The 13039-nt window shown below is 67.9% G+C and carries 13 protein-coding genes; 5 read left to right on the forward strand and 8 right to left on the reverse strand.

The features are described 5' to 3' along the window. The first annotated feature begins 2 nt into the window (after positions 1-2). Positions 3-767 (forward strand): hypothetical protein, encoded by a 765-nt coding sequence (locus tag CE453_RS20260; RefSeq protein WP_089176214.1) that lies wholly within the window; start codon positions 3-5, stop codon positions 765-767. Positions 768-778: 11 nt separating this feature from the next. Here CE453_RS20260 and CE453_RS20265 read toward each other — a convergent pair whose 3' ends face one another. Further along, on the reverse strand, positions 779-2545 hold the full coding sequence (locus CE453_RS20265) for a methyl-accepting chemotaxis protein (protein ID WP_157733127.1): 1767 nt from the start codon (positions 2543-2545) through the stop codon (positions 779-781). Positions 2546-2701: 156 nt separating this feature from the next. Between CE453_RS20265 and solA the strand changes: the two genes are divergently transcribed. Continuing rightward, positions 2702-3841 (forward strand): N-methyl-L-tryptophan oxidase, encoded by a 1140-nt coding sequence (gene solA / locus CE453_RS20270; RefSeq protein WP_089176216.1) that lies wholly within the window; start codon positions 2702-2704, stop codon positions 3839-3841. A 26-nt stretch (positions 3842-3867) separates the two neighbouring features. After that, the gene (locus CE453_RS20275; RefSeq protein ID WP_089176217.1) at positions 3868-4764 is read left to right on the forward strand and encodes a DMT family transporter; all 897 of its coding nucleotides are present in this window, start codon (positions 3868-3870) and stop codon (positions 4762-4764) included. A gap of 78 nt (positions 4765-4842) precedes the next feature. Here CE453_RS20275 and CE453_RS20280 read toward each other — a convergent pair whose 3' ends face one another. Continuing rightward, positions 4843-5709, reverse strand: a complete 867-nt coding sequence (locus CE453_RS20280) for an NAD(P)-dependent oxidoreductase (RefSeq protein WP_089176218.1) — start codon at positions 5707-5709, stop codon at positions 4843-4845. A 137-nt stretch (positions 5710-5846) separates the two neighbouring features. Here CE453_RS20280 and map point away from each other — a divergent pair, with 137 nt between their 5' ends. Beyond that, on the forward strand, positions 5847-6599 hold the full coding sequence (map, locus tag CE453_RS20285; RefSeq protein ID WP_089176219.1) for a type I methionyl aminopeptidase: 753 nt from the start codon (positions 5847-5849) through the stop codon (positions 6597-6599). Between the two features lie 12 nt (positions 6600-6611). Here the strand turns inward: map and CE453_RS20290 are convergent, their stop codons facing one another. From CE453_RS20290 to CE453_RS20305, 4 genes are all read right to left on the reverse strand, one after another. Next, positions 6612-7328, reverse strand: a complete 717-nt coding sequence (locus tag CE453_RS20290) for an ABC transporter permease (protein WP_089176220.1) — start codon at positions 7326-7328, stop codon at positions 6612-6614. Further along, on the reverse strand, positions 7325-8053 hold the full coding sequence (locus tag CE453_RS20295) for an ABC transporter permease (protein ID WP_089176221.1): 729 nt from the start codon (positions 8051-8053) through the stop codon (positions 7325-7327). Before CE453_RS20295 ends, CE453_RS20290 begins: the two co-directional genes overlap by 4 nt. A gap of 74 nt (positions 8054-8127) precedes the next feature. Continuing rightward, positions 8128-8901, reverse strand: coding sequence for a transporter substrate-binding domain-containing protein (locus CE453_RS20300; RefSeq protein WP_089176222.1), 774 nt, complete (start codon positions 8899-8901; stop codon positions 8128-8130). Between the two features lie 209 nt (positions 8902-9110). Then, positions 9111-10313 carry an MFS transporter gene (locus tag CE453_RS20305; RefSeq protein ID WP_089178043.1) on the reverse strand — a complete coding sequence of 401 codons (1203 nt, stop codon included), beginning with the start codon at positions 10311-10313 and terminating at the stop codon, positions 9111-9113. Between the two features lie 200 nt (positions 10314-10513). Between CE453_RS20305 and CE453_RS20310 the strand changes: the two genes are divergently transcribed. Then, the gene (locus CE453_RS20310) at positions 10514-11188 is read left to right on the forward strand and encodes a polyamine aminopropyltransferase (protein WP_089176223.1); all 675 of its coding nucleotides are present in this window, start codon (positions 10514-10516) and stop codon (positions 11186-11188) included. Between the two features lie 18 nt (positions 11189-11206). Here the strand turns inward: CE453_RS20310 and CE453_RS20315 are convergent, their stop codons facing one another. Continuing rightward, entirely contained in the window at positions 11207-11986 is a 780-nt protein-coding gene (locus tag CE453_RS20315; protein WP_089176224.1) for a hypothetical protein, read from the reverse strand. After that, positions 11983-13035 (reverse strand): agmatinase, encoded by a 1053-nt coding sequence (gene speB, locus CE453_RS20320; protein ID WP_198302165.1) that lies wholly within the window; start codon positions 13033-13035, stop codon positions 11983-11985. The genes CE453_RS20315 and speB overlap by 4 nt, the downstream gene beginning before the upstream one ends. Positions 13036-13039 lie beyond the last annotated feature (4 nt).

Raw genomic sequence — 13039 nt, forward strand, 5'->3', positions numbered from 1 at the left:
AGATGAAGACCGAGAACTGGGCGATCGTCGCCTCACTGCTGGCCGGGGTCGCCCTCGTCGGCTTCTTCGCCGCCCCCTCCCTGCTGCGCGGGCCACCGCGCGACCAGGAGACGCTCTGCCCGAAGACCGGCCCGGTTGGGCAAACGCTGATCCTCGTCGACAAGAGCGACCCGTGGAGCGAGGTCCAGGCCGGGCGCCTCAAGGCGCTGGTCAAACAGGTCGGCGACGAATTGCCGGCCGATCGGATGCTCTCGATCTATGTCTTCAACGACGTGTTCGAGCCTGGCTTCCCGGCGCTGATCTCGCTGTGCAACCCGGGCAAGACGGCAAGCGAGTTCATCGGCAATCCGCGCCGCGAATATGTCAAATGGGTCGAGAAGTTCGGTCGCCCGCTCGACGACGCCCTGAAGATTCTGACCCAGCCCGGCAAGGGCAACCAGTCGCCGATCGTCGAGGCCATCGGCGATGTCGTGGCACGCCGCGAGAACCGGGTCGAGAACGGAGATCGCAAGCTGCTGCTCGTCTCCGACATGCTGCAGAACTCGAACCAGTATACCGTCTTCGGCAACGGCGCCGGAGCCCGCGACCCCGAGAAGCTCAGGCAGTTGCTGGCAAAGGTCTGGCAGAACTCCGGCGCCGCGAGCTGGGCGCTGAGCGTGCATCAGGTACAGGGTCTCTACGAGCCGCAGCGTCTTGAACAGGCCGCCACGCTCTGGCAGCAGGCCTTTCGGAAAATGAACGTCAGCGTGAGCTGGGACAGGCTCTAGGCGCCCGCAGATCAGAGCCTGTAGGCCGTCCTCACCCCGCCCCAGTGACGGCCGCGCACCCTGACGGGAGCGCCGATCTCGCTGAAGATCTCCGGCCCGCGGCCGACATCCTGGTGGGAGCGCTGGGCAAGGAAGGGCCGGACGGAGCGGCCGAATCCGATGCCGACGCGGTCGTCGAATATCCGCCGGTTGCGGACATAGGCCGCATTCCAGGCGGGATCGCCGCCGCGCGGCGGCAGCGAAAAGGCGGCGTTGTGGACCGGGACATAGCCGTTGCGGTCACCGACGACGGCAAAGGCCAGGCGCGGGTCGCTGGCGAGCATCGCAGCCAGGATCGGTGGCAGCACGGCTTCCAGCGCGGGCAGGCTCGGGCTCAGATATTGACGCGGCTCGCTGCCCTCGACAGCCGCGTAGCGGGTCGTGAAAAGCTCGGCCTCGCTGGTCAGCCCGCGCTCGAGAGCCTCCTCCATCGCCGTGCCGATCTGCCGGGCGAAATCCTGGGCGCGCTCGATCAAGGGGCGATAGCTGCGTTCGAGCTCTTCCATGGCGAACGCCAGCGCATCGCTGCCGGCCGCAGCCTCCGGCGCGAAGGCGATGTGCAGCCCCTTGTCGCTCACCGCCGTCATCCGGCAAGGCAGTGTCGGCAACCCGTCGATCGTGACCTCGCCGGATGCGCCGGACCAGCGCCGCGCCTCGGGCGCATCGGCCAACAGGGCACCGCCCCGGCCGAGATCGATGACCTCCCCGGCAATGTCGAGATCGCCCAGCGACAGCCGGGCGCCACGCGCCGCCGGGAAGCGGTCATGGCGGCGGCGGTCGGCGAAGGGCGAGTGCCTGAGCGTCGGCTTGAAGCGCCGCAACATGTTGCCGACAAGGCGCCCGCCCCGTTCGGTGGCGCGGCGCACCTGCTCGCTCTCCAGCATGGTGGCCTGCGCGATGCGGTCGATTTCGTCGGCGCGCCGTGCAACGCCGTTGACGAAATCGGCCGTCTCGCGCGCATTGCGGGAGAGTTCGGCCGTCGTCGTCGCCTGTTCCTGGGAGGCGGTGCCGATCAACCCCATGATCGGATTGACCTCGCGGACGATCTGGAGCGCGTCGTTGACGATCTCGGTCGAGCCCTGCGCCGCCTCGGTCAGGCGATCGACCCGAGCGCGGATGTGCTCGGCCGCCTCGCTGACCTCGATCGAGAGCGACTTCACCTCATGAGCGACGACGCCGAAACCGCGCCCGGCCTCTCCGGCGCGGGCGGCCTCGATGGCGGCGTTCAACGCCAGCAGATTGGTCTGACGGGCGATGTCGGCGATCGAATCGACGATGCCGCGGATCTCGCCGGTCGCGGCCGCCAGCCCATCGAGCATCACCGTCGCCTCGCCGGCGCGCGAAACCGCCGCGTCGAGCCTGCTGCGCAGGCTGGCGAGCGAGACATCGACCTTCTCAGCGACATCCGAGACCTGCTGGCTCGCCGTCGCCAGAGCGGAGGCATTCTCATTGGCCGAGACCACAGCGACCCGCATGCCGCCGGCGCTTTCAAGGATCGTCCGCGAATCCCGCTCGAAGCCGGCGGAAAGCTGGCCCGCCTCGCCAAGTTCGCGGGTGAGCTTGTGCATCGCCGACAGGATTTCGGCTTCGATATCGTCCACGGCGGCCGAAGCGGTCGCGCTGTCCACGACGAAGACGTCGGATCCGGGCCGGGCGGCCTGCGTCGGCAGAGCCGGAACCGGTGTGTCCGTTCCGGCGATCTTCCCGGCGCCGAACCAGCGCCGAATCCTGCCCGTCATGCGCCCCTCGATCTCACGCAGCGTCACGCCCCACCTTATTGCGGCGCTCCGTTAACAAAGGCTTCTACGAACCGCGCCCCGGCCCTGCCCTCGGCGCAATGGACCCGCTCCGAAAGGCCCTGTATGGCTTGGCTTTCCGCATCTGGAACATCGGCCATGAGCCAGCACAGCTATGACGTGATCGTCGCCGGGGTCGGCGCCATGGGATCGGCGGCGTGCTGGCATCTCGCCCGCCGGGGCCTGAAGGTGCTCGGCCTGGAGCGCTTCGACCTCGGCCATACGATGGGCTCGTCGCACGGGCTCTCCCGCATCATCCGCCTCGCCTATTTCGAGGGCTCGCAATATGTGCCGATCGTGCGGCGGGCCCATGAGCTCTGGCGTGAAACCGGCGAGCAGGCCGGACTGAAGCTGCTCCACGTCACAGGCTCGCTCGACCTCGCGCCGGAAGGTGGCGGCCCGGTCGAATCCTCGCTGCAATCCTGCCTCGACCATGGGCTGACCCACGAGGTGATCGATGCCGCCGAGGTGATGCGCCGCTTCCCCGGCTTCCAGCTTCCGGCCGGCCATCTCGGCCTGTGGCAGCCTGACGGCGGCTTCGTCGCCTCCGAGAAGGCGATCTACGCCCATGTCGGGCTGGCCCAGGCGCATGGGGCCGAGATTCGCACCAACGAACCCCTCCTCGACTGGACGCCGACGGCGCAGGGCGGCGTCGTCGTCCGCACCGAGCGCGGCACCTATTCCGCCGGGCGCCTCGTCATCACCTCCGGCGGCTGGATCTCCGACGCCGTGCCGGCGCTCGGCCAGCGGGTGAACACGGTCAAGCAAGCGATCGGCTGGTTCACGACGCGCCGGCCGGAGCTGTTCCGCGAGGGCGCCTTCCCCGTCTTCATCCTCCATGTCGACGAAGGCAATTTCTACGGCTTCCCGCTCTATGAGCACCCCGGCTTCAAGCTCGGTGGACCGCATTTCGGCCGCGAGCCGATGGATCCGCGCGAGCCGGACCGGACCCCGAGCCCGAACCAGGTCGCGATGATCCGCGAATGCCTGGCCCGCTATATCCCGGACGCCGCCGGCGAACCGCTGACGCTCAAGGGCTGCGTCTACACCGTCTCGCCGGACGAGCATTTCATCATCGACGCAGTGCCCGGCGCCCCGCAGGCGGTCTTCGCCTCGGCCTGCTCGGGCCACGGCTTCAAATTCGCCAGCGCGATCGGCGAGATCCTGGCCGATCTCTCGACCGTCGGCCAATCGCCCTTCGATCTCACGCCCTTTTCGCTCTCCCGCTTTGCCGCGTAAGCGACTTTTCCCGACAGGATAGCGCCTTGGCCAGCGCAGCCGACAACCGCCGCGGCATTCTCTTCATGCTCGCGGCGATGACGCTCTTCGTCTGCAACGACACGCTGATGAAGCTCGCGCGCGAGGTCTACCCCGCCGGGCAGGCCCTGACGCTACGCGCCGTCTTCGCCGTCGCGATCGGCATCGCCCTGGTCTTCGTCGTCAAGGAGAACGACCGTCTCGCCATGGCGCTGAAGCCAAGGGTCATCCTGCGGGGCCTGCTGGAGGCGGCCAGTGCACTGGCGTTCAGCTGGTCGCTCGGGCTCCTGCCGCTCGCCACCATGACCGCGATCAACATGGCCTCGCCCCTGCTGATCGTGATCCTCGCCGTCGCGCTGCGGATCGAGAACGTCGGCTGGCGACGAACGCTTGCACTGATCGTCGGCTTCGCCGGGGTGCTGATCGTGGTGCGCCCAGGTGCCGACAGCTTCGGCCCGGCGGCGATCGTCGCCCTGATCAGCACGGTCTTCACCGCCGGCCGCGACCTCGCCACGCGGACGATCGGTCCGGAAGTGCCTTCAACCGTCGTTTCGCTGACCACCACGGTCCTCGTCGGGCTGCTCGGGGCGGGTTTCGGCCTGACCGAGACCTGGCTGCCCGTCTGGCGCCATGAGGTGCTCTACGTTCTGGGGGCCTCGCTGCTGGTGACGGCTGGCACTTTCTGCATCATCAGCGCCTTCCGCCGCTCCGATGTCAGCGTGGTTTCACAGTATCGCTACGCGGTGATCGCGATTGCCGCCCTGATCGGCTATCTCGTCTGGGGCGACATTCCCGACGGCATGGCCTTCGCCGGCATCGCGCTCATCATCGGCAGCGGCCTCTACACCATGCACCGCCAGCGCAAGCGGCCCGATTCCCAGCTCAAGCTCGACAAGCACGCCTGAGCGGATTCTCCCAGGCGCGAAAAGCAAACGGGCCCGTGAGGGCCCGTTTCGTCAGTGTGGATGCCGCGCGGCGGTCGCTCAGCGCTGCAGCCGGGCGATGAGACTGGACGTGTCCCAGCGATTGCCGCCCATCTTCTGGACGTCGGCGTAGAACTGGTCGACCAGCGCGGTCACCGGGAGCTGCGCACCGTTGCGGCGCCCCTCGTCGAGGACGATGCCGAGATCCTTGCGCATCCAGTCGACGGCGAAGCCGAAATCGAACTTGTCCTGGTTCATCGTCTTGCCGCGGTTCTCCATCTGCCAGGAACCGGCGGCGCCCTTGGAGATCACTTCGAGCATCGTCTCGACATCGAGCCCGGCGCGCTTGGCGAAGTGGATGCCCTCGGACAGAGCCTGGACGAGGCCGGCGATGCAGATCTGGTTGACCATCTTGGTGAGCTGGCCCGAGCCCGCAGGCCCCATCAGCCGGCACATCCGGGCATAAGCCGCGATGACCGGCTCGACGCGGGCGTAGGTTGCGGGCTCGCCGCCACACATCACGGTCAGCACGCCGTTCTCGGCGCCAGCCTGGCCACCCGAGACGGGCGCATCGACGAAGCCGAAGCCGCCCTGCTTCGCCGCCGCGTCGAGCTCGCGCGCGACATTGGCGGAGGCGGTGGTGTGGTCGACGAAGACCGCGCCCTTCTCCATGCCGGCGAAGGCGCCGTTCTCGCCGATCGTGACCGAGCGCAGATCGTCGTCATTGCCGACGCAGGCGAAGACGATCTCCTGCCCTTTCGCCGCATCGGCCGGGGTCGGTGCAGAGAGCCCGCCATGCTGGGCCACCCAATCCTGAGCCTTCTTCGGGTTGCGGTTGTAGACCGTGACCTCGTGCCCCTTGGCCTTGAGATGGCCGGCCATGGGGTATCCCATCACGCCGAGACCGATGAATGCGACTTTGGCCATGCCGAACTCCCGCTTTTATCCTTCGAAGACCGTCCCGCTTTAGCGCGCGCCAGCCGGGTCGGGAAGGCGGATGCGCGCCAGCCGCCCATGCGGCTTTTCCCGTTGCAGCCGGGAGGCAGGCGGCTTAGCTCGGGTTCATGACCATTTCGAACGAAGACGAACTGCAGGCGCTCAAGGAGATCGGCGGGATCGTGGCCCGCGCGCTCGCCGCCATGGGCAAGGCCCTCGAACCCGGCATGACCACGGCCGAGCTCGACGCGATCGGCCGCGACTATCTCGAACGCCATGGCGCGCGCCCGGCCCCGGAACTCGCCTATGACTTCCCGGGCGCGACCTGCATCAGCGTCAACGAGGAGATCGCCCACGGCATCCCCGGCGAGCGGCGCATTCTTGCAGGCGATCTCGTCAATATCGACGTCTCGGCGGAGAAGGACGGTTTCTTCGGCGATACGGGCGCTTCCTTCGCCGTACCGCCGGTCAAGCCCAAGCTGGAGCGCCTGTGCCGCGACGGCCGGCGCGCACTCTGGGCCGGAATCGGGCAGGTCGGCGCGGGCAAGCCGCTTGCCGGCATCGGCCAGGCGGTCGGCCGCTTCGCCGAGAAGAACGGCTATACGCTGGTGCGCAACCTGGCGAGCCATGGCGTCGGCCGCTCGCTCCACGAGGAACCGACCGAGATCGCGACCTGGCCCGACAAGCGCGAGCGCCGGACCATGACGAACGGGCTCGTCTTCACCGTCGAGCCGTTCCTGTCGCTGGGTGCGGACTGGGCGGAGCAAGGCGACAACGATCGCTGGACGCTCTACAGCGAGCCCTGCGCGCCCACCGTCCAGTACGAGCACACCGTCGTCGCGACCCCGCGCGGCGCCGTCGTGCTGACGCTGCCGGGCTGAGGCTCCACCAGCTCAGCGCAGCGCCAGATGCCGGCTGAGCCGGAGCTCGATGCGATCCCAGACGCGCCGGATGATCTCGACCAGCACCAGATAGATCAGCGCCGCATAGAGATAGATCGAGAGATCGAAGGAGCGTGCGAAGGCGAGCCGCGTCGCGCCCATCAGATCGAACAGCGTCACCAGCGAGGCGACGGCGCTGGACTTGATCATCACGATCAGTTCGTTGCCGAGCGGGCGCAAGGCGAGGATCATCGCCTGCGGCAGGATGACGAGCCGCAAGGTCGCCCAACGATGGAAGCCGAGCGAGGCGGCGCCCTCGAACTGGCCGCGCGGAATGGACTGGATCGCACCGCGCAGGATCTCGGCCTGATAGGCGGCGGTGTTCACCGTGAAGGTCAGGGCGGCGCAGTAGAACGGATCGCGGAAGAACCACCACAGCCCGGTATCCTGCCAGAAGACACGGAACTGGCCGAGGCCGTAATAGACCAGGAAGAGCTGGCAGAGCAGCGGCGTGCCGCGGAAGAAGGTGGTGTAGCCGTTGACGGCCACCTGCACCCAGCGTGGCCCGTAAAGCCGCGCGATGGCGAGCCCCAGTGCCATGGCGAAGCCGATCAGCACCGAGATCACCACGAGCTCGACCGTGACCCAGAGGCCGGTCGCCATCCGGCAGCCGTAGTTCTGCAGGACTTCGCTGCCCAGGATATGACCGGGATATTCGCACCAGTTCATCGCGTCGCGCCCCCGAAGGCGGCGAAGCCGCGGTTGGCGCGCCGTTCCATCCGGTCGATCGCACTGGCGGAGATCAGCGAGAAGATCAGGTAGATCAGCATCGCCGCTCCGAAGAACAGGAACGGCTCCTTGGTCACCACATTGGCGCGGGTGGTGATGAACATGATGTCCGGCAGGGTGATGACCGAGACCAGCGAGGTCTCCTTGAGCAACACCATCCAGTTGTTGCCGAGCCCGGGCAGCGCGACACGGATGAGCTGCGGCAGCACGACGAGGCGGAAGGCCTGCGCCTTGCTGAGGCCCAGCGCCGCGGCGGCCTCGCGCTGGCCCTTCTGGATCGAGTTCAACGCGCCGACCCAGACCTCGCTGGAGAAGGCGGAGAGGACGACGCCGAGCGCGATCATCCCGGCTACGAAGGGCGGCATGCTGAAGGAGCCGGGCAGGCCGAGATTCACCCACAGATGCTGGAGCAGGAGCTGCACGCCGAAATAGATGATGTAGAGCGTGAGCAGTTCCGGCACGCCGCGGAAGATCGTGGTGTAGAGCGTGGCGATAGCGCGCAGCAGCGTGCTGTCCGAGCGCTTGCCGAGCGCGACGAGGAGGCCGAGCGCCAGGCCGAAGGGCAGCGTCGCGAGCGCGATCGAGATGGTGACGCCGGCCCCCTGCAACAGGGCCCAGCCCCAGCCGCCGGGACCGAAGCCAAGCAAGGCGAGTTTATCGAGCATGCTGATGCCGAGGCAGGAGAAGCTGAAGCCCGCCGGTCCGGCCGGACCGGCGGGAACGGTTCAGGAGAACCGGCTCACTCGTACTTGAACCACTTGTCCTCGAGCTTCTTGTGCGAGCCGTCGGCCATGGTCTCGGCGATCGCCTTGCTGATCATGTCGCGGAGGGCGGTGTCGGACTTGCGCACCGCGCCGGCGACGCCCGGGCCGTGGATGGCCTCGTCGCGCTTCACCTCGGCGATCTTGCGGCAGCAATCCTTGCCCTGTCCCTTGAGGAAGTCGGCTAGCGCCAGCGCGTCGGCGACGATGTAGTCGAGGCGGCCGTTCAGCAGGTCGAGATTGGCCTCCTCCTGCGTCGGATACAGGCGGATGTCGGAGTCCTTGTAGAACTTCTCGAGAAAGTTGGCGTGGATGGTCGAGCCCTGCGTACCGACCGACTTGCCCTTGAGCGCCGCCGGCGAGATGTCGTCCGACTTGGTGCTCTTCGGCCCGATCGCCCAGATCGGGGTCTTGCTGTAGACGGAGGTGAAGTCGACCTGCTTCTTGCGCTCGTCGGTCGCGTTCATGCCGGCAAAGATGACGTCGTACTTGTTGGCCTGCAGCGCCGGGATGATGCCGTCCCAATCCTGCACCACCCAGGTGCATTTCACCTTCATCTTCTCGCAGAGCAGATTGCCGTAATCGATCTCGAAGCCCTCGAGCTCCTTCTTGGCGTTCAGGTTGTTGTAGGGCGGATAGGCGCCTTCCGTGCCGATCCGAATCTCCTTCCATTCCTTGGCCTGGGCGAGAGCGCCTGTCGCGCCAGCCAGCGTCAGCGCCGCAGCCGCGACGAAACGAACGAAACCTTTCATGGGACCTCCCGCAGTTTCGGAGCCGCCGGCTTTGCTGTTGTCCCGGTCGGCCTCCGCTGCGACAGATTGGGCGCAGTTTCGCGCCGCCCGCAAGAGGGAGCGGCGCAGCTTTTTGCGGCGCAGCGCGCCCAAGCAGGCGCCAAAGCCGTCAATACTGCCAAAGGAGAAGACCGGGCCGGCCGTGGCCCTCGCCCCGGGGCGGGCGTCGTTCAGCGACGCGAATCAAGCACCGCGACGATCCAGATCGCGAGGCCACCCAGCGCCAGTGCGGCGCCGACCCAACCCGTAGAGGTCCAGCCGTAACCGGCCGCGATCGCCATGCCGCCGAGCCAGGGGCCGAGCGCATTGGCCGTGTTGAAGGCGCTGTGGTTGAGCGCCGCGGCCAGCGTCTGCGCATCTTCGGCAACGTCCATCAACCGCGTCTGCAGCATGGCGCCGAGGCCACCGCCGCTGCCGATCATGAAGATGACCAGCGAGACCGCCCAGATGTTGCCGGCGGCGAAGGGAAAGGCCGCGAGCCACAGCGCGCTCCAGAGCAGGAGCCCGGCCGTCGCGGGAACCAGCGCCCGATCGGCCGCCCAGCCGGCGAGGAGCGTGCCGAAGGTCAATCCAAGCCCGAAAGCGACGAGCACCACAGGCACGACCGCCGGCGCGACGCCCGTCACCTCCATCAGGGTCGAGGCGACATAGGTGTAGACCGCGAAAAGCCCGCCGAAGCCGATCGCGCCCGTGGCGAGCGTCAGCCAGACCTGCCGGCGCTTCAGCGCGCCAAGCTCGCGCAGGGGGCTGGCGCCGGGCTGGACGGCGTCGCGCGGCGCAAACAGCGCGATCAGCAGCACGGTCAGCACGGCCAGCGCCGCGACGATGCCGAAACCGGCGCGCCAGCCGAGCACCTGCCCCATCCAGCTCGCTGCCGGCACGCCGAGAATCGTCGCGACGGTCAGCCCGAGCATGACGCGCGCCACCGATTGCGCCCGGCGGTTCGGCGCCGAAAGCGAGGCCGCAACCAGCGCCGCGACACCGAAATAGGCGCCATGCGGCAGGCCGCTGAGGAAGCGGAAGGCCAGCATCCAGTGATAGCTCGGCGCCAGCGCGCTCAGGAGATTGCCGAGCGCGAAGACGCTCATCAGCCCGATCAGCAGCGTCCGGCGCGGAACCCGGGCCGCCAGCACCGCGATCAGCGGGGCACCGACGACGACACCAAGCGCGTAGATGCTGATGACATGCCCTGCGGTCGGCTCGTCGATGCCGAGCCCGGCCGCGAAATAGGGCAGCAGGCTCATCGAGGCGAATTCGGTGGTGCCGATGGCGAATCCGCCCATGGCGAGCGCGAACAGCACGAGCCCGACCGGGACGGTCCCGGCGGCAGGCACGGAGGTGTTCAGGCTGCGATCATGCGCGGCGAGAGACATGGCGAAGGCTTTCGGAAAAAGGGGCAGCAGCAATGCTGCACCGCAACATCAGATAGTCATGACTCGTGCGCTACGGCAATGGCAGAAGATGGCGAGAGGCATGACACAGGCGCATACCGCGCCTTCCGCCTCGCCTGCCGGGCCGGTCCGCGGTAAACCCGGCCGGAAAGCGCCGCCTCCCCCTTCGACGTGAGAACCCGATGCTACCCTGGACCGTGCTCGACACCGCAGACCTGCCCGATGGCAGCGGCACCTTGCGGCTTAAGCAGCGCGGCAGCGAATTCTCGATCATGCTGGGCAGCAACGAGTTGATGAACAGCCGGCTCAGCGGGTCGGAGGAAGCCCTCGCCCGGCTGACCTGCGAACGCCTGCTGCAGCGCCCTCGGCCCTCCCTCCTCATCGGAGGGCTCGGCATGGGCTTCACCCTGCGGGCCGCGCTGGCCGCCTTGCCTGCCGATGCGACGGTCGAGGTCGCGGAACTGATCCCTGCCGTCGCCGCCTGGGCGAGAGGCCCGATGGCGCCGGTCTTCGCCGGTTGCCTCGACGATCCACGCGTCCAGCTCACGATCGGCGATGTCAGCACCGTGATCGCGGCGGGCAAGGCCCGCTATGACGGCATCCTGCTCGACGTCGACAACGGCCCCGAAGGACTGACCGTCGCAGCCAATGACCGCCTGTACGGTGCCGCGGGGCTCGCCGCAGCGAAAACGGCCCTGCGGCCGGGCGGCGTTCTGGCGGTCTGGTCGTCGGGGCCGGACCACGGCTTCACCCGTCGGCTGCGCGATGCCGGCCTCGCCACCGAAGAAGTCACGGTGCGAGCCAGCCGCACCGGCCGCGGCGCGCGCCATGTGATCTGGCTCGCGACACGCCGCTGACCGCCTCTGCTCCCTTCCTTACGGCAGGAGGCAGAGCCCTTCACAGGGCGCGCTCGTCGCAGCCGCGACGAAGGTCGCGACGGATTTCTCGGCGGCCGGCTTCAGCACCGGCTTGGCGGCCTGCAGCGCCGTGACCAGCGCCTTGCGATCCGCCGGGGCGGTCCCGGCCACGATGCCGGCTGCGTTCTCCGCGAGGGCGCGAGCGAGCAACGCCTGGTTGGGCTCGCGGAGGCCCGGGTTGCGCAGGTCGAGGGCCACGCCGGAGATGATCTCGAACAGGCCGACCCGCATCTGGCGCAGCCCCTGGATACGGCTGTCCGTCTTTTCCTCCTTGGTCAGGCGGGCCTCGAAATCGCTGGCCGCCTGCACGGATGCCGCTGTCGTCTTCAGCAGGAAGGCGCGCGTGCGGGTGATCTCGTCCTGGTATTCGACAGTGTTCTTGGCAGTGTTCGGCGGCGTCTTGCCCGGATCGGGCGAATAGAGCGTGTAGGCCTGCAGGATGCGCGTCTGCTTCTGCACGATGTTGAGAAGCGCCGGAACATCGGCTGCGACGTAAGGTCCCTTGCCGAGGATCGCCGCCTCGTTCCAGACGTCCTCCAGCACCTTGCCGTCAACCGGATCGGCCAGGCGCGGCAGCCCCGCCTTGCCCCGCTCGACCTTGACCATGCTGTCGACCGCATCGACCGAGGCATCGATATAGGCGGCGCTGTTGGCAGGCATCTCGGCGCGCGCCGCGAAACCCAGCAGGCAAACTCCGCCGACGGCGGCGAGCCGGGCTATCGAACGTCGCATCATCATGGCTTTCCTTTTCCTGCGGCGCGCGCTTCGGCGATCAGGCAGAGCTCGGTGAAGAGCACTTGCGCTGCGCATTGCGCCGTATTGCTGGTGGCATCGTATTGCGGCGCGACCTCGACGACGTCGGCTGCAACGATGTTTCGTCCCTTCAGACCGCGCAGGATCGCCAGCGCCTCGCGCGGCGTCAGGCCGCCGACCTCGGGCGTTCCGGTGCCGGGCGCGTAGGCGGGATCGAGCGAGTCGACGTCGAAGGAGACATAGGTCGGCCCGTCGCCGATCACCGAAAGCGCCTTCGCGATCACGGCTTCGAGGCCGAGATCGTCGACCTCGTTGGCGTGGATCACGGTCATGCCGGATTCGTAGGAGAATTCCCAGAGATACTCCGCGCCGCCGCGGATGCCGATCTGGATCACGCGCTCGGGATCGAGCACGCCGTCGAGCACCGCCTGCCGGAACGGACCGCCATGGTGGAACTTCGAGCCTTCATAGGGGCCGGAGGTGTCGCAATGGGCGTCGATATGGACCATGCCGACCGGCCGCCTGGCGCCGACCGCCTTCAGGATCGGATAGGTGATGGAATGGTCGCCACCGACCGCCAGCGTCGAGACGCCGGCCTCGACGATGCCGCGGAAGGTCGCCTCGATGTCCTCGTGGCAACTTTCCAGCGAGTAGCGCGAGCGAAACGGCACGTCGCCAATGTCGGCCGCCTTGACCATGCCGAAGGGCGCGGTGCCAAGCACATGGTCCATCGGCCCGATGCGCTCGACCGCCCGCACGGCGCGCGGCCCCAGCCGCGTACCGGCGCGGTTGGTCACGCCCAGATCCATCGGCAGGCCGATGATCGCGACGTCGAGACCACCGAGATCGGGCTTGGCCAGCGCATCCGGCCGGTAGGGAGCGTTGATGAAGGTCGCGACATCGGCGAAGGGCCATTTGCGGCGATCGCCCTGGAACTGATCGGCCGCGACCTTGGCGAAGCGCGGGTCGTGGATGTCGCCACCGCTGGCCCCGGCATAGCGGGCGCGGAGCTTACCGAGCTTGTCCTGATCCATCAGC

This window comes from Bosea sp. AS-1, from assembly GCF_002220095.1.
Taxonomy (GTDB): Bacteria; Pseudomonadota; Alphaproteobacteria; order Rhizobiales; family Beijerinckiaceae; genus Allobosea.